This window comes from Rhizobium sp. Leaf371 (assembly GCF_001424045.1).
Classification (GTDB): domain Bacteria; phylum Pseudomonadota; class Alphaproteobacteria; order Rhizobiales; family Rhizobiaceae; genus Ferranicluibacter.
This window is the reverse complement of sequence record NZ_LMQB01000012.1, coordinates 1-20629: the sequence shown is the minus strand read 5'-3', so window position 1 is coordinate 20629 and position 20629 is coordinate 1. Positions and strand designations below refer to the sequence as shown.

Genomic DNA, 20629 nt, shown 5'->3' with positions numbered 1-20629 from the left:
GCAAGCGGCAGGGTCGTTGGCTATGACCCTGCGGGGAACGCGGATGATGCGAGCGGTCGCACCATCCGGGCGTCGCAGGCCCGGGGAGAGCCTGGGAGCGCCAAGGGAATTGCCCCGCTTTCCGAGACGTCGAGACGTCGAGACGGAAAGCGGCGGCATCGGATGTCAGCGGCTGCGGGCATCCCGGTAATAGCGATTGGCGCGCTCGCGCGCGGCGCGCGTCAGGTGCCGGCTCGGATCCTCGAAGAAGGGCGACGTGGTGGCGTCGCGCACATCGGTGCGGCTGAGGCCGATATCGGCGAGCTGGCGGTCGTCCAGATCATGCAGATGGCCCGCGGCGCGGCGGTTGTTCAGGAGGCGCCATACCATCACGAGACCCTGGACCCGCGCGATCAGGCGCAGTGCTGCCGGTTTGCCGGCGAAGGTGACATCAAGGGCGGTATCGGGCGTGCGCATGGGCTTAGCTCCTGAAAAGGCACGGGTCGGACATCCCACGCCCAGTGGGCGCAGGTTGGGCGGGGTTTGACCGAGGCATTGGCGCAGCGGAGGTTGGGAAGACGTTGTTTGCAGCCCGACAGTCGCAAATCGATATTGATCAGTCCAACGAATGTTTCTAATGGTATTGATCAAACAAACTTATAGGCACCCCGATGGCCTCTCCCCTCGACCTCGACCAGCTCCAGACTTTCGTCGCAATTGCCGATACGGGGAGCTTTACCCGTGCCGCCGAGCGGGTGTTCAAGACGCAATCGGCCGTGTCGATGCAGATGCGGCGGCTGGAGGAGCGGATCGGCAAGGCGCTGTTTGCCAAGGACGGGCGCGGCAACCGGCTGACGACCGAAGGCGAAAAGCTGCTCAACTATGCGCGCCGCATGATTCGCCTCAACAACGAGGCGGTCGCCGCCTTCGACGACAACCGGCTGGAGGGAACGCTGCGCATCGGCACGCCCGACGACTATGCCGACCGCTATATGCCGGAGATCATCGTCCGGTTTGCCAAGACCCATCCGAATGTCGAGCTTTTCATCGTCTGCGAGCCTTCGGTGGACCTTGCGGAGAAGATGGCGCGCGGCGAACTCGATATCGCGCTCGTCACCCACAATCCGCGCGCGCGCGCCTCGGATGTCGTCCGGACGGAGCCGCTCTGCTGGGTCAGCTCCATCAACCATCCCCTGCCCGAGAACGCGCCCGTACCGCTCGCCGTCGGCAAGCGCGATTGCCAGTGGCGGCAGGCCGCCTGCTCGGCGCTGGATGCGACGGGCAAGGACTACAACATCCTCTTCACCAGCTGGTCCTCGACGGTGGTTGCGGCCGCCGTGCTCGCCGGCATGGCGGTGTCCGTGCTGCCGGAATCGGCGCTGCGCAGCGGCATGAAGGTGCTGACCCAGGCCGACGGCTTTCCCGCGCTCGCCCCCGTGCAGATCGGCATTATGAAGCGGCCGGGCCTTTCCCCCTCGCTCTCCACCGCCATCAGCAACCACATCACCGCCTGCCTCGACAACATCACGCCGCAGGTCGCGGGCGACGATATCGATGGCGACCTCAAGGGTCTCTCGCGCCTCGCGCGGCAGAGACAGGGGCAGTTGCTGGCGGGGTGGTAGGCTAACTTCGCTCGCTCCCTCACCTTACGGGTTTGGGTGTCGCTGAACGCGTTTTTCGATCGCGTGAAGTGCGCGGCTGAGGAGCATGCCTGAGGAAGTCAGAGGTCCCGGCGAAAAAAGCACCCTCCCCCAGACGCAAAAAAACCGGAAGCATCGCTGCTCCCGGTTTCTTCCCATTCCGATGCCTGACGTCGATTATTCGGCGGCGGCGGGCTGGTCGGCGCTGATGGTGTCGGCCTGGTAGCCGTGCGCCTTGTTCAGCGCGGCGCGGACGCCGGCTTCGTAGTCGGGATGAACCAGCTTGAAGTGGGCGAGCTGGCGCTCGACGATCTCGCCGGGGACGCCGCCCATCGCGGCTGCGATGTTGGAGAACAGGCGCGCCTTCTGGTCGGCATCGAACAGGTTGAACAGCGCCATCACCTGGACGTAGTCGTTGTTGCCGTCACGATGGTTGAAGCGGGCCATGTCGCCATCGATCCGCAGCGGCGGCTCGAGGGCTGCGGGCTGCTCGACCGGGCCGTTGAACGAGTTGGGCTCGTAATAGGCATCCGGGTTACCGGTGCGAATGCCGCCGAATGTGTTCATCTGGCCATCGCGATGATAGTGATGGACCGGGTTCTTCGGCTGGTTGACCGGGATGTGCTCGTAATGCGTGCCGAGGCGATGACGGTGCGCATCGGCATAGGAGAACACGCGGGCCTGCAGCATCTTGTCCGGCGAGAACGCGATGCCGGGGACGATGTTCGACGGCGAGAACGCCGCGTTCTCGACTTCCGCGAAGTAGTTTTCCGGATTGCGGTTCAGCTCCATCGTGCCGATCTCGATCGGCGGATATTCGCTGTGCGGCCAGACCTTGGTGAGGTCGAACGGGTTGTAGGAGGTCTTCTCGGCATCCAGTTCCGGCATGATCTGCACCTGAACGGTCCAGCGCGGATAATTGCCTTCCTCGATCGAGCCGAACAGCGCTTCCTGGTAGGATTCGCGCGTCTTGCCGATGACCTGCTCGGACTCTTCGTTGGTGTAGAACTTGTGGCCGTGCTGGGTCTTGAAGTGGAATTTCACCCAGTAACGCTCGCCGGCATCGTTCCAGAACGAGAAGGTGTGCGAGCCGTAGCCGTTCATGTGCAACGGCGACGTCGGACAGCCGCGGTCGGACATCAGGATGGTGACCTGGTGCAGGCTTTCCGGCGAGAGCGACCAGAAGTCCCACATGGCCGTTGCCGACCGCAGGTTGGTCTTTGGGTGGCGCTTCTGCGTGTGGATGAAGTCGGGGAACTTGTAGGGGTCGCGGACGAAGAACACGGGCGTGTTGTTGCCGACGAGGTCCCAGTTGCCTTCGGAGGTGTAGAACTTCAGCGCGAAGCCGCGCACGTCGCGCTCGGCATCGGCTGCCCCCTGCTCACCGGCAACGGTGGAGAAGCGGGCGAGCATCGGCGTTTCCGCACCCGGCTGCAGCACAGCGGCCTTGGTGTATTTGGAAATGTCGCCGGTGATTTTCAGCGTGCCGAAAGCACCCCAGCCCTTGGCGTGGACGGCGCGCTCCGGAATACGCTCGCGGTTCTGGTGGGCCAGCTTTTCGATCAGCTGGTAATCCTGCAGCATGATGCCGCCCTTGGGGCCGGCCGTCAGCGAGTTCTGGTTGTCCGGCACGGGCGCGCCGGCGGTCGTCGTCATTGTCGGGCGATCAGTCATTTCGTCCTCCTGTCTCACCTTGTCGGTTCCGGCCGTGCCGGTCCGCTTGTTCATTGCCGGGCGCGCGCCTGCGCTCCGGCACGTTCGGTGCGCATGTCTCTCCATCGAGATTTTGCCCACCCAATTCCGCTTGCAAGGCCGCAAGGGCCTATCCAGCCCTTAGGGCCTCCGCGCATCTTCCACGTCCATCATGCCGAAAATGCGACACAGGTGAAATACGCGTGTCCGACCCTCTTTTCGCACTCCCCGTCGATAATTTCCAATTGTATTTCTTGTGATGTTCGATAGGAAAAACCGATCATGCTTACCATTCGACAGATGCGCTATTTCGATGCCCTCGCCACCACGCGGCATTTCGGCCGGGCGGCGGAGATGGTCAATGTCAGCCAGCCGGCGCTCTCCGCGCAGATCGCCGAAATGGAGAAGGATCTCGGCGTCGCCCTGTTCGAGCGCAATCGCGCGGGGGCGCTTCTGACGCGGCAGGGCGAGGCCCTGCTGCCGGAGGTGCGGGCGATCCTGCAGGCGGTCGATGCGCTCTACGATCGGGCCCGGCAGGTCACCGGCATTCTCGAAGGCCGGCTGCGGCTGGGCGTCATCCCCACGGTGGCGCCCTATCTGGTGCCGGTGCTCATTCCGATGCTGCGCGCGCGGTTTCCCAAGCTGGAGATCGAGCTGCGCGAGCTTCTGACCTCGGGCTGCGTCGAGGACGTGAAGGCCGGGCGGCTCGACTGCGCCATCGTGGCGCTGCCGCAGAGCGAGGAGACGCTGGAGGGTCTGCCGCTGTTTCAGGACCGCTTCCTGATCGCGATGGCCGAGGACGAAAGCACCGTGCTGCTGTCGCCGATGACGGAGGCGCAGGTGGATGTCGACCGGTTGCTGCTGCTCGAGGAGGGACACTGCCTGCGCGATCAGGCGCTCGCCGTCTGCGGCGCGTCTGCCGGGCGGCGCGTCGCCAATTATGGCGCGACGTCCATGGCGACGCTTCTGCAGATGGTGAGCCACGGCATGGGCATCACGCTCATTCCCGAAATCGCCGTGAAGGAGGAGCGCGGCCGCAGCCGCATGTGCATCGTGCCATTCGCCGATCCGCAGCCCTCGCGGCAGATCGGGCTCGTATGGCGGGGACGGTCGCGCCGGACGGCGGATCACCGGGCGCTTGCCGAGGTCGTCATCGACGCCTCGGCAAAATTGCTCGCGGAAACCGATAGCGTGGCTACCGCATCGCCCATCCGTGGCTGACCATCAGCGACTGGCCGGTCAGGGCATTGGTCTCGAACCCGGCGAGAAACAGCGCGACGTTCGCCACATCCTCGATGGTGGTGAACTCGGTGTCGACCGTGCCGCCCAGCATGACGCGCTTGACCACGTCCTCCTCCGAAATGCCCAGCGCCTTTGCCTGTTCGGGGATCTGCTTTTCCACGAGCGGCGTCTTGACGAAGCCGGGGCAGATGACGTTGGAGCGCACGCCATGCGGGCCGCCTTCCTTGGCCGCGACGCGGGCAAGGCCGAGAAGGCCATGCTTGGCCGTGACGTAAGCGGATTTCAGCGGCGAGGCCTCGTGGGAATGGACCGAGCCCATATAGATCAGCGCGCCGCCGCCCTGGCGCTTCATGTGCGGCATGCAGGCCTTGGTGGTGAGGAACGCGCCGTCGAGATGGATCGACAGCATCTTCTTCCAGTCCTCGAAGGGAAAGTCTTCGATCTTGTGGACGATCTGGACGCCGGCATTGGAGACGAGCACATCGACGCGGCCCCATTTTTCCACGACGGTTGCGACACCCGCATTGACCGCATCCTCGGAGGTCACGTCCATCGCAAGGCCGATGGCTTCGCCGGGACCGGCGGCGGTGAGATCCGCGGCCGTGGCTTGCGAGGCGTCCAGCTTGAGGTCGGCGATGGCGACGCGCGCGCCTTCGGCAACATAGCTAGCGGCAATCGCCCGGCCGATGCCGCTGGCAGCGCCGGTGACGATGCAGACCTTGTCTTTCAGTTTCATGATGCTCTCCGTTGTCTCAGGCTGGCGTGTCTTCGCTTGGCGTGTCTCGGGTCTTGGCGGCAACTGTGCGGACGATAACCGCTTCGCGTCCGCGGTAAAGCCGGCGGGCGTCGGAATCTTGCGCTGCCGATCAGAGAATATGGATGGCGAGCAGCAGCCAGAGCAGCGCATTGATGAAGAAGCCGGCGACGAACAGCCGGTGACGCAGCATCAGCCGGTTGGAGGTCATATGCACGAAGGCATGACCATAGCGGGAGAGAACGAAGAGCCAGGCCGCAGAGACCGCCAGGATCGAGACGCCGTCGGTGACGGCCAGCAGCGTGCAGACCGTGTAGAAAAGGACGGGAAGCTCGAACTGGTTGGTCAGGTTGCGGGCAACGGTGGCGCTCGCTTCCGGCTCGACCGAGGGGATGAGAAAGTCGCGCGCGCGGGCCGTTCCCTCCCGCACGGCGCCGAACCGCCGTTTCCCCATCACGCCATAGACGATGGTGACGAGCAGGACCTGTGCGATCACGGGCCAGATGATGGCGGTCTGGGTCATGCGTCCTCACCCGAAGACAAGAGAGCCGCGCGGCGGGTGGCGGCTCTCCTGAAAGCTTCGTTCCGATAGATTTTGGTCCGATCCGCGATCACGCCCCCGGATAGTTCGGGCTTTCGCGCGTGATCGTGACGTCGTGGGCGTGGCTTTCGCGCAGGCCGGCACCGGAGATGCGCACGAAGGTGGCCCGCTCCTGGAAATCTTTCAGCGTCTTGCCGCCGACATAGCCCATGGAGGCTTTCAGACCGCCGGCCAGCTGGTGGAGGACGCCGGAAACTGGACCCTTGTACGGCACCTGACCCTCGATGCCTTCCGGCACGAGCTTCAGCGTGTCGCGCACTTCCGCCTGGAAGTAGCGATCCGCCGAGCCGCGCGCCATGGCGCCGACCGAGCCCATGCCGCGATAGGCCTTGAAGGAACGGCCCTGGTGCAGGAACACCTCGCCCGGGCTTTCGTCCGTGCCGGCGAGCAGCGAGCCGATCATGACGGCGGAGGCGCCGGCCGCGATGGCTTTCGCAAGGTCGCCCGAGAACTTGATGCCGCCATCGGCGATGACGGGGATATCGGCGGCGCGCGCGGCCTCGACGGCCGACATGATGGCCGCCAGCTGCGGCACGCCGACGCCGGCGACGATGCGCGTGGTGCAGATGGAGCCCGGACCGATGCCGACCTTGACGGCATCGGCGCCCGCGTCGATCAGCGCCCTGGTGCCCTCGGCGGTCGCGACGTTGCCGGCCATGATGCGGACCGAATTCGACATGGTCTTGACGCGGGTGACGGCGTCGAGAACGCGCTGCGAGTGGCCATGCGCCGTGTCGATGACGATGAGGTCGATGCCCGCGTCGATCAGGCGCTCGGCACGCTCGATGCCGTCATCGCCGACCGAGATGGCGGCGGCGGCGCGCAGACGACCCTGCGCATCCTTGGAGGCATTGGGGTTCAGCTGCGACTTCTCGATGTCCTTGACCGTGATCAGGCCGACGCAGCGGCCGTCGCCATCCACCACCAGCAGCTTCTCGATGCGGTGCGTGTGCAGAAGGCGCTTGGCTTCCTGCTGATCGACGTTTTCCTTCACCGTGATCAGGTTTTCGCGCGTCATGAGTTCGTAAATGCGCTGGCTGGGATCGGAGGCGAAGCGGACGTCGCGGTTGGTGACGATGCCGACGAGGCGGCCGGGCGTCTTGCCGTTGCCGGCATTCTCGACCACCGGAATGCCCGAAATGCCATAGGTCTTCATGAGGCCGAGCGCGTCGGCCAGGGTCGCGTCCGGACCGATCGTCACGGGATTGACGACCATGCCGCTTTCGAACTTCTTGACCTGGCGGACCTGCTCGGCCTGCTCGACCGGGGAGAGATTGCGGTGGATGACGCCGATGCCGCCGGCCTGGGCCATGGCGATGGCGAGACGGCCTTCCGTGACCGTATCCATGGCAGACGAGAGGATCGGCAGGTTGAGCTCGATATCCTGGGCGATGCGGGTGGCGATGTTGGTCTGGCCCGGCATGACCTCGGAGTGACCGGGCTGCAGGAGGACGTCGTCGAAGGTCAGAGCCTCCAGACCGGTAGCCGTTTCGATAATGCGCGCCATGGGCCAATTCCTTTAAAAATGTGCAAGGCGCCCGGACGGACGGGGTTCCGGCGGGAGCGTCGCCTGCCGGGCATCCTGGGAGGGGAATGGCGGCAAGTGTTTCATGGAAGTTGGCGAGGGCACGTAACACGGATGTGACGGGATGGGAACAGAAAAAGCCGACCGACCGCAGCCGTCCCACGGGAACCGCGGGAACACGCATTTTTAGGTTTTATTAGGCGTCCCTTTTCGAACGGAATTAAGCGACGTCCGCTAGAACCGCTTCTCACGGGGCTCCGGAAGAAGGGCGACCGGCGATACAGGCAGAAACCGAGAGAACAGGGACCGAAACCATGACCGCACTGCGCAAAAACGCCCAAGCCGAGGAAACGCGGTTCGTCCGCCAGGAGGAACTGACCTTTCGCGCGGAGGCGCGCCGCAATGCGCTGATCGGCCTCTGGGCCGCGGCCCTGATCGACCGGCCGGACGCCGAATCCTATGCGCGGGACATCGTGGATGCCGGCGTCACCCATCCGGACGGCGTGATCGACCGGCTGCACAGCGATTTCGAAGCCGCCGGCGTCATCTTTCTCGAAGACGACATTCGCGAGCGCATGACGACCATGCTCCGCGCGCTGCGCGACGAGATGTACGCAGCCTGAGTGTCGCCCGCGCCATCCGGCGCAGGCAACATGATCCGTCTCAGAGATAGAGCTGATACGATGCCGGCACGAAGCGGTAGCCGGCATCCTGCTTCTCGACATAGCCGACGGCCGGAAACGGCATGTGGTAGCCGATGAAGGGCAGCCGTTCGGTGGCGATCATGTCGAACACCTTCCGGCGCGACGCCGCGGCCTTTTCCTTGTCCATATCGAACTTCACCTGCCAATCCGGCTGCTGGAGGGAGAGGACATAGTGGTTGGCGGTATCGGCCGTGAGCATGAGATCCTTGCCCTGCGAGGAGATGCGGAACACCATGTGGCCGGGCGAATGACCGAATGCGGCCATCGCCGTGATGCCGGACGCGACATCGGCTCCGTCGCCGATCAGCTTCGCTTTTTCGACCAGCGGCACGACGTTCTTCAGCACGGCCTTGTGGCCGCCCTCGGCGGGCGTTCCCATCCGTGCCGGATCCTTCCAGAAGGCGAGTTCCGTCTCGCCCATGACATAGCGCGCATTGGGGAAGGCCGGCTTGCCGCCTTCCATGAGGCCATTGATGTGATCGCCATGCATATGCGTGAGCACCACGAGCGTGATGGTTTCGGGCGGATAGCCGGCGGCCCGCAGGCCTTCGAGCAAATAGCCGGTGCCGGCCGGACGACCCGCCTCGCCATTTCCCGTATCGAACAGCACGACCTCCGACCCCGTATCGACGACGACCGGTGAAAAGCCGTTGGCGAAACGATCGGTCGGCAGGAAGTTCTTCTCAAGGAGCGCTTTGACGGCCTCGGGCGGCTGGTCGGTCCCGAAGGTTTCGTTCGGTTTGTCGGCGATCCGCAGACCGTCGCTGACGACGGTGACGGTGACATCGCCGAGCTTGACGGTGGCGCTCTTGCCGCCGGTCGAGGCTTTCGGAGTTTCCTTCCCGGCCGCACCCGCTGCACCCTGCGCAAAAGCGGCGCGCTTCATGATCAGGGGCGCCGCCAGCGCGCCAAGGGCTGTCGCGGCGAAGAGGGCGCGTCGGCCGAGAGTGAATCCGTGCATCGATCGTTTCCTTGTGTCTTCGAAGTATGTTCGAAACTGCAGCGCAAGGCCGCAGGGTCGCAAGCGGGAGCGCCGGCAAGAGGCCCTGAGGTAGCGCGAGATCGATGCCTTGACAGACGAGGCGCGCACCCTTCACAGGAAATTGACTGTTGCGTGAGACGGGACGCGGGACTTTCGCCGCTGCGTGTCTATCTCCTGTTCGATACACCAAGACCGACGGCTTGCCCTGCGCATCTGCCCCGCGCACGGACATCCGCCTCCCACCTCAGCCGACCATCCCGGGCGTCTCCCCGGAGCCCAAGAGGCCGTCGAAAAGGCTTGCCTTCGCATGAACCGCATCGTTCCCCTGATCCTTGCCGTCGCGCTCTTCATGGAGCAGATGGACTCCACCGTCATCGCCACCTCGCTGCCTGCGATCGCCCGCGACCTCGGCGTCGGACCGATCACGCTCAAGCTGGCGCTGACCTCCTACATGGTGTCGCTCGCCATCTTCATTCCCTTGAGCGGCTGGATGGCCGACCGGTTCGGCGCCAAGCGCATCTTCCGCTCGGCGATCCTTGTCTTCGTCGTCGGCTCGATCCTCTGCGCCATCTCCGGGGACCTCGTTTCCTTCGTCGGCGCCCGCTTCCTGCAGGGCATGGGCGGCGCCATGATGACGCCGGTGGCGCGGCTGGTGCTGGTGCGCAGCACGCAGCGCAGCGACCTCGTGAGCGCGATGGCGCTGCTCAGCATTCCCGCGCTGACCGGGCCTCTGGCCGGCCCGCCGCTCGGCGGCTTCATCACCACCTATTTTTCCTGGCACTGGATCTTCATCATCAACGTGCCCGTCGGCATTCTCGGCTACATCCTGTCCGGCATCTACCTGCCCGAGGTCATCAGCGACCGGCCGCCGCCGATCGACGTCACCGGCTTCTTTCTCAGCGCCATCGCCGCTTCCGGCACGATGTTCGGCCTGTCGGTGATGAGCCTGCCGGCCCTGCCGCCGAGCATCGGCGCGATCGCGGCCGGCATCGGCATTCTCTGCGGCATCCTCTATGTACGCCACGCCCGGCACCATCCGGCGCCGCTGCTCGATCTCGCTTTGTTCAAAGACAGCGCCTTTCGTGCCGCGGCCGTCGGCGGCACGCTGTTCCGCATCTCGATCGGCGCCATTCCCTTCCTCATGCCGCTGATGCTGCAGGTCGGGTTCGGGCTTTCGCCCTTCCAGTCGGGCATGATCACCTTCGTCGGCGCCATCGGCGCGCTGACGACGAAATTCTTCGCCAAACGGGTGCTCGTTCTCGCCGGCTTCCGCACCACGCTGATCATCGCGGCGCTGATCGCCACCGTGCTGACCTTCGTCAACGGGCTTTTCACGCCGGCGACGCCCTACATCGTCATGTGCCTCGTGCTGCTGCTGGCCGGGTTCGCCCGCTCGTTCTTCTTCACCAGCATCAACGCCCTCTCCTTCGCCGATATTCCCGACGCGATGGCCAGCAAGGCGACCGCGATGAGCGCCGTGCTGCAGCAGATGAGCCTTGCGATGGGCGTCGCGGTGGCCGGTGCCATTCTCGAGGTGGAAAACCGCTGGACCGGCACGCAGCTCGAACTCGCCGACTTCCAGCTCGCCTTCATGCTGATCTCCGCCATCACCCTCGTCTCGGTCATCCCCTTCCTCGGCATGGCGAAAACCGCCGGCGCCGCGGTCTCGGGACACGGCGCCGCGCCGCGGGAGAAGGGCGAGGCGCAGCTGGAGCAGCTGGCGGGGAAGTGATGCCGGCCGAGCGCTGCCTGCAAAAAGCAGCAACGTCGAAGTCTATCTGCCGGGTGCGTTTCTGGCGGATGCGTTTTCGAAGGACGGGCCCCTCCGTCATTCCGGGCTCGCCCCGGACTCTATCCAGCCCACGTCCCTGAGCCGAAGAAACGCATTGAGTCGAGAAGCGGTCTTTGACCCGACGGACGTCAGGTCGCTCGATTCCGGGTCAAGCCCGGAATGACGGAGCTTGGGGGTGCTTCGTCACGTCATCGAACGCGTCTCGAAATTCGGGCCGCCGCCCGGAAATAGGCATCATGAAGCCGGCGGCATCGTACCCTGCAACGGGATCATGCGCGTTCGCAGACGGCGGCAATCTTGTTGCCATCGGGATCGCGCAGGAAGGCTGCGTAGAACGCGGCATGGAACGGTCGAAGGCCGGGTGCGCCTTCGCATGTCCCACCCATCCGGAGACCTTCCGCGTGAAACGCGTCCACGGCGGCTCGGCTGGCAGCGTCCAGTGCAATCGTCACGCCGTTTCCGACGGTCGCCGGCCGCCCGTCGTAAGGCGCGACGACCCAGACGCGGCAGCGGCTGTCATCAGGATGTGCATAGCCGATATCCGAGCCGCTTTCCTGCCGGCGGACGAGGCCGAGCGGCGCCAGCGCAGCATCGTAGAACGGGCCCGCGCGGGCCGGATCGTTCGAACCGACGGTGACGTAAAGCAGCATCCGCTCAATCCTCGTCGTGTTCGGTCACATCCTCGCGCTCGTCGCGGAAATCCTGGCCTTCCGCCCGGAGATCGGCATGGTCCGAGATGCCGTCGCGCCGGCCTTTGAAGTCCTTGGCGAGCAGAAACATCTCGACCGATTCCGCACGCGACGACGCCGGCTTGATGTGCAGGACCTGGCGGAAATTCTGTTTCAGCAGGTTGAGAAGCTCGCGCTCCGTTCCGCCCTGGAAGGTCTTGGCCAGGAAGTGGCCGCCGGGGCCGAGAACGTCGATCGCGAAGTGCGCCGCGACCTCGCAGAGGTGCATGGTGCGGATGTGGTCCGTCTGGCGGTGGCCCGTGGTGGGGGCCGCCATGTCGGAGAGCACGAGATCCGGCGTACCGCCGAGCGCATCCATCAGCGCGTCGGGCGCGGAGGGATCGAGGAAATCGAGCTTGAGGATGACGACGCCGGGCAGCGGATCGACATCGAGGAAATCGATCGCCACGACGCGCGGGTCCGTATCCGTCGAGCTCGTGACCTTGGCCGCGATCTGCGACCAGCTGCCGGGGGCGGCTCCCAGATCGATGATGCGCTTGGCGCCGGCCAGGATCTTGTGCTTTTCGTCGATCTCCAGGAGCTTGAAGGCCGCGCGGGCGCGATAGCCTTCCAGCTGGGCGCGCTGCACATAGGGGTCGTTGATGTGGCGCTCGATCCAGCGCCGCGAGGACGCCTTGAGCTTGCCCTTCTTCACCTTCTGTCCGAGCTTGCGTCCGGTCCGATTTCCGCCGATGGGAGGCTTGGTCATGAGCTTCGGCCCTCCTCGGAGCCGGTTTGCGGGCCGGACCGCGACGGGCGGCGGCCACGGCCGCGACGCCAGACGCCGTCATCGGCCATCATATCGGTCAAAAGACCTTCGCGCAGCCCGCGATCGGCGACCCGCATGCGGGTCGACGGCCAGCGGCGGCGGATGGCCTCCAGAATGGCGCAGCCGGCGAGAACGAGATCCGCCCGATCCGGCCCGATGCAGGGATTAGCCGCACGCGCGGCGAAATCCCAGGACAGAAGACGCGCCTGCATCGCGGACACCTCGTCATCCGACAGCCACAGGCCATCCACCCGGCGGCGATCGTAACGCGGCAGATCCAGATGCACGCCGGCCAGCGTCGTGACCGTGCCGGAGGTGCCGATGAGGTGGAAATCCTCGGCCGCCCGAACCTCCTCGATATCCGGGCAATCGAAGCGATCGAGCATGCCGGAGACTTCGCGGATCATGCCCTCGAAGCTTTCCGGCGTGACATCGCGGCCGCCATGCCGCTCCGACAGGGTGACGACGCCGACCGGCAGCGAGGTCCAGTGGGTGATATGGTTGGCAAGCCGGCTCGACCTGTTGTCGCCGATGCGCAGCACGGCGATTTCCGACGAGCCGCCGCCGATATCGAACAGGACCACCGAGCGCGCCTCGCGCCCGACCAGCGACGCACAACCGGACACGGCGAGCCGCGCCTCGGTTTCACGGTCGATGATCTCCAGTTCGAGGCCGGTTTCGGCCGACACGCGCTCCATGAAGACCACGCCGTTTTCGGCGGCGCGGGCCGCCTCGGTCGCGATCAGCCGGGCGCGCCGGATATTGCGATGCCCGAGCTTTGCGGCGCAGATCTTGAGCGCCTCGACCGAGCGGTTCATGGCATCCTCGGACAGGCGGCCGCTCGCCGCCAGGCCCTCGCCCAGCCGAACGATCCGCGAAAAGCCATCCACGACCCGGAACTGCCCTGGCCGCGTCGGCTGCGCGATCAGAAGCCGGCAATTGTTGGTGCCGAGATCGAGCGCCGCATAGAGCGGCATCGGACCGGCATCATCCCCCTCGAAGGCATCCGCACGTCGGCCGGCACTCGAAGCGGCATAACCGGCATTGCTTCCGGCTACGCCGCGGGCGGCCGACCCCGCCTGCGGACCATGGCCATGGCCATGGTTTTGCGCGGGGTGTGAAGAATTCCCGGACGGCCCGGATACCCGGCCAGCCGGATTGCCCGGTTGCGCGCCGCCCTGCTCGAAACGCTGATGTCCGGAATGGCCGCTCTGTTGCGATGCCGCCCGCCCGGGGGCTCCGCCGATCGGGGCAGAATGGGCCCCCGTCGGCAGACCCGCAGCCGAGGAGGACGCAGACGCGGATGCGCCGTGCGCGCCGGCGCCACGGCCCGGCCGCTGGCCCGCCGAGGGGCGTCCGCCGGCCGGCTCGTTTGCTCGCTTCGTCGGGCCGGCATGGGCTGGCTCTGCGCGGTCGCGCCCGGACCGGACGACATCCGTGCCCTGAAGCGGACGCGCCTGCGCCGACCGGCGATGACGATGCCGGTGGTTTCGGTGACCCTTGCCGGCCGGTTCTGCGGCATGCCCCTGTCCGCGGCCTTGTCCACTGCCCCGCCCGTCTCCATTGGCGCGTCCTTGTCCACCACCCTGCGTCGGGCCCGGCCTGGAACCCGAATTCCCCGGACCGGCCCCATCGGCCCGACCATCGGACGGGCCATTGCGACCCGAAAGGCCATGGCTGTCCGTCTCGTCCGCACCCTCACCCGCCTGCCGGCCGGATGGAGAGCTTGATGCCGCAGCACTTGCGCGCCCGTCAGGGGCCCCACCATGAGCGGACCCGCTTTGCCAGACCCCACTGGGCGAGACCCCATCGTGCGAGACCCCATTGGGCGAGATCACGTCACGGCGATCCCGTCCCGATCCGTCGCGAGAGGTCAGGGCGCTGGCGTGCGCATCATAAGACGCGACATTCCGGCCCTTGCCGTCACGCGCCCTGCCGTCGCTGTGCTCGCGGTTGCCGGATACGGACGCGCCGCCGTCGACGCCAGACGCCGTGCCTTGCCCACGCGCAGGATGGCCGCGCACCGGATCGGCATGCGCAGGCTCTGCGTCGGGATGGTCGTCGCGGGGATGATCGTTTGGTGCGGAAACACGGCCGTGCGGAAAGCCTGACGATCCAGACTTCGTACGGCGCCGCCGCTTGCGTTTGCGCACGGGTTCACCGTCCAGAATAGTCTGTGCGGAATGGCCTCCTCCAGATGCGGAGAGGTCTTGGGAGCTGGCATGCGCGGCGCCATTGCGCGCCGTCTTGCGACGCCTGCGCTTGGCTTTGCCGGACCCGGGGATAGCGTGCCCCTGGTTTCCTGCCGCTGCCGAAGCCCCGCTCTCATACGGCGTATCGCCGTGCTCGGGGTCTTTCACTGATCTTACCACCGCGTCGCGCGAAGCCTTGTCGGTCGCTCAAGACGCTCTTTCGATTTTCGTTGCCCCAACTCTACCAGCGCGCCCGCCTTTCGCCAACTGCTTTTTCCAGAACGACAATCCATGCTTTGCACCAACAAGCGCACCCCGCACACGCGCCCGGCCAGACACCCAACCCCGGCCTCGCCAAAGTTTTTCAAAAACCCCCTTTGCATCCCGCCCCGTTTTGTCTATAAGCCCGGCACACCGACGGGCACAGCCCGCGCGTTGGGGAATAGGTTAACGGTAGACCCACGGACTCTGACTCCGTTAGTCCTGGTTCGAATCCAGGTTCCCCAGCCAGCTCTCTCGATTTTTCCTGAATTCCTTGTTTCTTCGACCTTTTTGGATCTCGTTCTGGCATTAACCGCGACCTGATGCCCAGAACTGATGCCCAAAGGTGGTGTCCATTGCTTCGCGCGAGGGCAACACGGAGGGCCGTTCAAAGGGCTTGAGCCACATGACGGTTCGTCACCACGTCGAGAACCTCATCCGTCGAGGAAATGTCTTTTATTGGCGGCCGCGGGTCCCACGCAGTTTTCATCTCTGCCCAGCAGGCAGCCGGCTTTCACTCTCTCTTCAGGCCTCCGATCATAGAAAGGCACAGATGATGGCGAGGCGGCTCAACACCCTTCTGGCAGACTTGAAGTTAGGAACAATGGCAGGGACGACGACGAAGGATCAGTTGGCAAGATTGTGTGCGGCCGAACGAGACCAGATGATGGATCACCTCGACGGCATCGCCTTTGCAGCCCGTCGTCGCGGAAGACCCCACGACATCACAGACGTAGAGATGGACCTGGAGAACGGTTGGGCATACCGGCTGCTTGAGAACTTCGGGTCCCATACTCTGCTTACTCTGGACGATGGATGCCCAGGGCGAGCCCTGCTGGACAGGAACGGGATACCCGACGCACATATCGCCAACATTAAGGCAGACTACGCTTCGGCCAGATCTCAGTTTCTGCATAGGGGACACGAGAATCGCCTCCGTGCCGTCATGAAGGAGTTCGAGATTCCGGACAGCGCGCTCAACCAAGAGCGGACAGCTATGAATATTTTCCGTGGTCGAGCAGATGCATTGATGGCCACGGACGAGCGCTACCCGTTAGCGGACAGCAGCCTCAGCGAACTCACGGGCGGATCACCGCCTCGAGAAACTGCAGACCAGTCATCGGACCAACCCCATCAAACGAAAGCCTCGGCGTCGTCTGCAGACTCAGAGGCAGTGCCTTTTCGGCTCACTCATACTGCACCCGACCTCACACTTCTCTCTACGCCACCTGAGGAGGAGCTCGGCAACGTAGATTTCGGAGAGGTTGCGCGTTCTACGCTTGTCGACCTGCCCATCTCAGCTTTCACCCAAGAGTGCGAGAACCTGGTCAAGAACAAGAAGGACGAGTGGGAGGCCGCGACAGCAAATGACGCGCGCGCTCTTGTGCGTATATTCACCGGCGTCCTTCAGGAACACAATGTCGCGCATTCTGGACAGATCACGCAATATCACATCGGCCGTTTGCGGCAGCACTTCAACGACATACCGACACGATGGGGGCAAAGCTCACAGCTCCGAGCTCTGTCAACTGCCGATCTACGCAAGCAAGGTCTACAGATGAGAGCGGACGCTGAAGCATCGGGAGCAAAATCCCCGGTGGGATTGAGTGCCCAGACCATCCGAAAGCATTTTGCCAATCTTCAGACATTCCTCCAGCATCTTCGAGGTAACGGGTTCAATATTCTCGACTAGACGTTCGAAGGCGTTCGACCAAAGAAGCCAAAGCCCGGTTCAATCAGAACCCAACAGTACAAGCCTACACCCGCGGATATCAAACCGATTTTCTCTGCCCCTATATTCACAGGATGCGCTGGCTGGGAGGAGCGGGAAAAATCTGGCGACGTCGTGTATCACGACAGCCTTTTCTATATGCCGCTGCTTTTCGTTTACCTCGGTGCGCGCCGTAAGGAGCTCGCCGGCCTGGGGGTAAATGATGTGTATGAGACAGAAAACGGCTGGGTTGTCGATGTCCGGGCTAATGAGCTTCGTCGTATCAAGACCATCCAATCACACAGGCTGCTCCCGCTGCCGGATGAACTCATCCGATTGAATTTTCTCCAATACAGGACCGAGATCAAGAAGCTTGGATATGACGCGCTCTTCCCAGATCTATTCTCACATTTGACGGAGAATGATCCAGGCGATCGCTTTTACGATCAATTCATACCGGTGATGCAGCAGTCACTCGGTGAGGCTCTTTGGCAGCGCTCGCTTCACGCGCTCCGGCACGGCCTTTCCAACACTTTGAAACAGAGGGGCGTTCCTCCCGCGATCATCGATGACCTTTCCGGACGACTGAGTGACGGTGAAACCAACAATCGATATACCGATGTCGCCGGTCTTTCGTTGATGCGCGATGCCTTAGCAAAGTTTCCGATCATTACGGACGATATCCAGCCTCGAGACATCAAACTGCTGCCTTGGGTTAAGGAGAAGCAACCGCCGCCGTGGGCACGACCTGGTCGTAAATAACCAGCAAGACGGCCGGAAATCATTTCCTCGGCAGTGCTCACTGTGCCCCTGCGTACATCGTGCGCCGCAGCTCGTCCCATAGCTGCTCAAGACCGTTGATGTCTCATACCTCTGCGCCGTCGGAGGAAGCTTTCGGCGGGTTGCGCTACAGGCTGGACAATCCGGTCGGACGTAGCGTGTCGCCGAGCCAGTCAGCTATCTCTTGAAAAAACCGATTCAGAATCGTATGCCTCCGCCGAAGGCCGTCTGCCCTGATTTGGTGATTGGCTTTATGTCCATGCCTTATGTCATGCGCTACAATCATTTCCCCTATTGAGGTCTTTNGTATGCCTCCGCCGAAGGCCGTCTGCCCTGATTTGGTGATTGGCTTTAWGTCCATGCCTTATGTCATGCGCTACAATCATTTCCCCTATTGAGGTCTTTTCCGCGGACGATCTTGGCCGTCGACGGGAYTGGTCGGACGAAGAGAAGGTTCGGATCGTCGAAGAGAGCTTGCAAGGCTTTCGGCAGGGTTCAGTGACGGCGCGGCGATATGGATTGTCTCGGTCGTTNCCGTGCCGCGCGGAGTAATCTTGGCCGTCGACGGGATTGGTCGGACGAAGAGAAGGTTCGGATCGTCGAAGAGAGCTTGCAAGGCTTTCGGCAGGGTTCAGTGACGGCGCGGCGATATGGATTGTCTCGGTCGTTGTTGACCCGTTGGCGTCGGGAATACCGGAGCGGGCWTCTGAGCGTTACCGCATCAACAAGCTTCGTGCCGCTTTCGATTTTGCCGCCACCGGCATCTTCCGAGATGGCCGGTCCGCTCCGGTCGGACGGCGACAAGACGATCGAGATCGGCCTGCCGAACGGTCGTCGCCTRACGATCCCGGCCTCGCTTGATCCGAACATCCTTGCCGGCCTTTTGCCGGTCCTGGATGCGTCATGATCGCCTTTCCGGCCGGGGTGAAGGTCTGGATCGCGGGCGGCGTGACGGACATGCGTTGCGGCATGAACAGCCTGGCGCTGAAGGTGCAACAGGGTCTTGGCCGCGATCCTCATGGCGGTGAGGTCTTCTGCTTCCGGGGTCGCAAGGGTGATCTGATCAAGGTTTTGTGGCACGACGGGATCGGCATGTCGCTTTACCTGAAGCGGCTTGAGGCCGGAAAGTTCATCTGGCCGGTCAGCCAGAATAGCTCCGCCGTGCCAGTGTCGGCGGCGCAACTCGGCTATCTTCTGGAAGGGATCGACTGGCGCAATCCACGCTGGACGCAGCGACCTGCAACGGCAGGATAGTCGCCAACCGTTCCACTGTTTTTGTTGGGCTTTCTGTGGTTCCATGGTAGCTTTCGGCCATGGATGATGCTGCTTSGGAGATAGCCAGATTGCGCGCCGCGCTTGCGGTATCGGAAGCGCGTGCCGCCTCCGCCGAGGCCGATCTCGCGCAGGTGCGCGCCGTCGTGACGACKTCGGAGGCGATGATCCGGCACCTCAAGCTCGAGATCGCAAAGCTGCGCCGTGAGCAGTATGGCCAGAGCTCGGAACGGCGCGCCCGGCTGATCGACCAGATGGAACTGCAGCTCGAAGAACTCGAAGCCGACGCCACCGAAGACGAGATCGCGGCTGAACGCGTGGCAGCGAAGATCACAAATGTCTCCGCCTTCGAACGCCGCCGGCCGGCCCGTAAGCCGTTTCCCGAGCACCTGCCACGTGAGCGCCTGATCATCGAAGCTCCGTCGACCTGCACCTGCTGCGGCTCGACCAGGATCGTGAAGATGGGCGAAGACATCACTGAGACGCTGGAGGCGATCCCGCGGCAGTGGAAAGTGATCCAGACGGTGCGAGAGAAGTTCACCTGCCGGGATTGCGAGAAGATCAGCCAGTCACCGGCCCCRTTCCATGCGACACCGCGGGGATGGGCAGGTCCCAACTTGCTCGCTACGATCCTGTTCGAGAAGTTCGGCCAGCATCAGCCATTGAATCGCCAAGCCGAGCGCTACGCCAGGGAAGGCGTCGATCTCAGCCTCTCCACGTTGGCCGACCAGGTCGGAGCCTGCGCGACYGCCCTGCAGCCGATCCATGACCTGATCCGCGCCCATGTACTGGCAGCCGAACGGCTGCATGGTGACGACACCACCGTGCCACTCCTCGCCAGGGGCGCAACACGGCAGGCAAGGTTATGGACCTACGTGCGCGATGATCGTCCGTTTGCGGGCGGCGCACCGCCCGCAGCGCTCTTCTACTTCTCACCCGATCGCGAGAAGACCCATCCCAATCGGCATCTCGCCGGGTGGCATGGCACCCTTCAAGCCGATGCATACGGCGGCTACAACGATCTCTATCGTGCGGATCGCCGCCCCGAACCGGTCAAGAGCGCGCTCTGCTGGAGCCATGCACGGCGCAAGTTCTTCGAACTGGCCGATATCGCCGGCAATGTGCGCAATGGCAAACCTGCCCACGAGATATCGCCTGTCGCGCTTGAGGCCGTTGCCCGCATTGACGCGCTCTTCGACATCGAGCGGGGCATAAACGGGAAGTCCGACGAAGAGAGACTGGTAGCGAGGCGGCAGCATGCGCGTCCGATCGCCGAGGAACTGCACGACTGGCTCATGGCCMAGCGTTCCCAGATGTCGAAGCACAATCCCGTCGCCAAGGCGATCAACTACATGTTCGAGAAGGAGGGACGCTGGGAGGCCTTCACCCGGTTCCTCGATGACGGCAGGCTATGTCTGACCAACAATGCGGCCGAGCGGGCCCTGCGCGGGATCGCTCTCGGAAGAAAATCCTGGCTATTCGCCGGCTCCCAGCGCGGAGGCGAGCGTGCCGCCTTCATGTATTCTCTGATCGTCACCGCCAAGATGAACGACATCGATCCGCAGGCTTGGCTGGCGGACGTGCTCGCTCGCATGCCTGGCATCCCCGTGTCGCGGCTGCCGGAACTGTTGCCGTGGAACTGGTCTTCCGCAGGCCACGTCCACCAGAAAGCAGCCTGATGACGCGCCCGACGCATGTCTACACGATCGACTATGTCGCCTCGCTGATCGGCGAGAACATTGAACTTCTCCAGAAAATCGCCAACAATTCCGACAACATCGACTACGGCGAGATGATCCATGTCCATGACGGCAGCGAAGAGGGCATCACCACCTTCACGGACCGGGGGATCGAAAGCTTGCAGGAATTCCTCGCCGATATCCGCACCTGGGACGGAGGTGTGAGRCAGTTCCTTATCGACGAGCAATGTGATCCGGAAAGGATCGAACGCATCATGGCGGACCAGCCTAAATCATAAGCTCTGCGGCCTTCGCCGGATGGATAC

At 63.8% G+C, this 20629-nt stretch carries 18 protein-coding genes, 1 tRNA gene and 1 pseudogene; 11 read left to right on the top strand and 9 right to left on the bottom strand.

The window, feature by feature from the left end; all coding sequences use genetic code 11:
- Nucleotides 1–165: 165 nt before the first annotated feature.
- Nucleotides 166–456 (bottom strand): DUF1127 domain-containing protein, encoded by a 291-nt coding sequence (locus ASG39_RS08110; protein ID WP_062594526.1) that lies wholly within the window; start codon nt 454–456, stop codon nt 166–168.
- A gap of 194 nt (nt 457–650) precedes the next feature.
- On the opposite strand from ASG39_RS08110, the gene ASG39_RS08105 reads away from it, so the two are divergent.
- Nucleotides 651–1601, top strand: coding sequence for a LysR substrate-binding domain-containing protein (locus ASG39_RS08105; RefSeq protein ID WP_062594525.1), 951 nt, complete (start codon nt 651–653; stop codon nt 1599–1601).
- 195 nt (nt 1602–1796) lie between these two features.
- On the opposite strand, the gene katA is transcribed toward ASG39_RS08105, so the two are convergent.
- Nucleotides 1797–3293, bottom strand: coding sequence for a catalase KatA (gene katA, locus ASG39_RS08100; RefSeq protein WP_062594898.1), 1497 nt, complete (start codon nt 3291–3293; stop codon nt 1797–1799).
- A gap of 300 nt (nt 3294–3593) precedes the next feature.
- Between katA and ASG39_RS08095 the strand changes: the two genes are divergently transcribed.
- Nucleotides 3594–4532, top strand: coding sequence for a LysR substrate-binding domain-containing protein (locus ASG39_RS08095; protein WP_062594524.1), 939 nt, complete (start codon nt 3594–3596; stop codon nt 4530–4532).
- Here the strand turns inward: ASG39_RS08095 and ASG39_RS08090 are convergent.
- From ASG39_RS08090 to guaB, 3 genes are all read right to left on the bottom strand, one after another.
- Nucleotides 4507–5289, bottom strand: a complete 783-nt coding sequence (locus tag ASG39_RS08090; RefSeq protein WP_062594523.1) for a 3-hydroxybutyrate dehydrogenase — start codon at nt 5287–5289, stop codon at nt 4507–4509. The genes ASG39_RS08095 and ASG39_RS08090 overlap by 26 nt on opposite strands.
- 130 nt (nt 5290–5419) lie before the next feature.
- Complete coding sequence (locus ASG39_RS08085) at nt 5420–5830, bottom strand: MAPEG family protein (RefSeq protein ID WP_062594522.1); 411 nt, start codon at nt 5828–5830, stop codon at nt 5420–5422.
- Between the two features lie 88 nt (nt 5831–5918).
- Nucleotides 5919–7415, bottom strand: a complete 1497-nt coding sequence (gene guaB, locus ASG39_RS08080) for an IMP dehydrogenase (RefSeq protein ID WP_062594521.1) — start codon at nt 7413–7415, stop codon at nt 5919–5921.
- A 332-nt stretch (nt 7416–7747) separates the two neighbouring features.
- Here guaB and ASG39_RS08075 point away from each other — a divergent pair, with 332 nt between their 5' ends.
- Nucleotides 7748–8056: an ATPase inhibitor subunit zeta gene (locus ASG39_RS08075; protein ID WP_062594520.1), complete on the top strand. Its 309-nt coding sequence runs from the start codon at nt 7748–7750 to the stop codon at nt 8054–8056.
- 40 nt (nt 8057–8096) lie between these two features.
- Here the strand turns inward: ASG39_RS08075 and ASG39_RS08070 are convergent, their stop codons facing one another.
- Complete coding sequence (locus tag ASG39_RS08070) at nt 8097–9098, bottom strand: MBL fold metallo-hydrolase (RefSeq protein WP_062594519.1); 1002 nt, start codon at nt 9096–9098, stop codon at nt 8097–8099.
- 328 nt (nt 9099–9426) lie between these two features.
- On the opposite strand from ASG39_RS08070, the gene ASG39_RS08065 reads away from it, so the two are divergent.
- Nucleotides 9427–10851, top strand: a complete 1425-nt coding sequence (locus ASG39_RS08065) for an MFS transporter (RefSeq protein WP_062594518.1) — start codon at nt 9427–9429, stop codon at nt 10849–10851.
- Between the two features lie 329 nt (nt 10852–11180).
- Here ASG39_RS08065 and ASG39_RS08060 read toward each other — a convergent pair whose 3' ends face one another.
- From ASG39_RS08060 to ASG39_RS08050, 3 genes and pseudogenes are all read right to left on the bottom strand, one after another.
- Nucleotides 11181–11561: a VOC family protein gene (locus tag ASG39_RS08060; protein ID WP_062594517.1), complete on the bottom strand. Its 381-nt coding sequence runs from the start codon at nt 11559–11561 to the stop codon at nt 11181–11183.
- A gap of 4 nt (nt 11562–11565) precedes the next feature.
- Nucleotides 11566–12348 (bottom strand): RlmE family RNA methyltransferase, encoded by a 783-nt coding sequence (locus ASG39_RS08055; protein WP_062594516.1) that lies wholly within the window; start codon nt 12346–12348, stop codon nt 11566–11568.
- Nucleotides 12345–13379: pseudogene (locus ASG39_RS08050) on the bottom strand (Ppx/GppA phosphatase family protein); the annotation flags it as partial. The pseudogene ASG39_RS08050 and the gene ASG39_RS08055, both read right to left, overlap by 4 nt.
- A 1657-nt stretch (nt 13380–15036) precedes the next feature.
- On the opposite strand from ASG39_RS08050, the gene ASG39_RS08040 reads away from it, so the two are divergent.
- The 7 genes from ASG39_RS08040 to ASG39_RS08015 all read left to right on the top strand — a co-directional run bounded on the left by ASG39_RS08040 (nt 15037) and on the right by ASG39_RS08015 (nt 20602).
- Nucleotides 15037–15110 (top strand) — tRNA-Gln (locus ASG39_RS08040).
- Nucleotides 15111–15267: 157 nt separating this feature from the next.
- Complete coding sequence (locus ASG39_RS24495) at nt 15268–16554, top strand: DUF6538 domain-containing protein (protein WP_347360156.1); 1287 nt, start codon at nt 15268–15270, stop codon at nt 16552–16554.
- Between the two features lie 153 nt (nt 16555–16707).
- Nucleotides 16708–17334 carry a tyrosine-type recombinase/integrase gene (locus ASG39_RS24490; RefSeq protein WP_244481175.1) on the top strand — a complete coding sequence of 209 codons (627 nt, stop codon included), beginning with the start codon at nt 16708–16710 and terminating at the stop codon, nt 17332–17334.
- Nucleotides 17335–17962: 628 nt separating this feature from the next.
- Nucleotides 17963–18259: a transposase gene (locus ASG39_RS23205; RefSeq protein WP_244481203.1), complete on the top strand. Its 297-nt coding sequence runs from the start codon at nt 17963–17965 to the stop codon at nt 18257–18259.
- The gene (gene tnpB, locus ASG39_RS08025) at nt 18256–18606 is read left to right on the top strand and encodes an IS66 family insertion sequence element accessory protein TnpB (protein WP_062594513.1); all 351 of its coding nucleotides are present in this window, start codon (nt 18256–18258) and stop codon (nt 18604–18606) included. The genes ASG39_RS23205 and tnpB overlap by 4 nt, the downstream gene beginning before the upstream one ends.
- A 59-nt stretch (nt 18607–18665) precedes the next feature.
- The gene (locus ASG39_RS08020) at nt 18666–20303 is read left to right on the top strand and encodes an IS66 family transposase (protein WP_062594512.1); all 1638 of its coding nucleotides are present in this window, start codon (nt 18666–18668) and stop codon (nt 20301–20303) included.
- Entirely contained in the window at nt 20303–20602 is a 300-nt protein-coding gene (locus ASG39_RS08015; protein ID WP_062594511.1) for a hypothetical protein, read from the top strand. The genes ASG39_RS08020 and ASG39_RS08015 overlap by 1 nt, the downstream gene beginning before the upstream one ends.
- Nucleotides 20603–20629 lie beyond the last annotated feature (27 nt).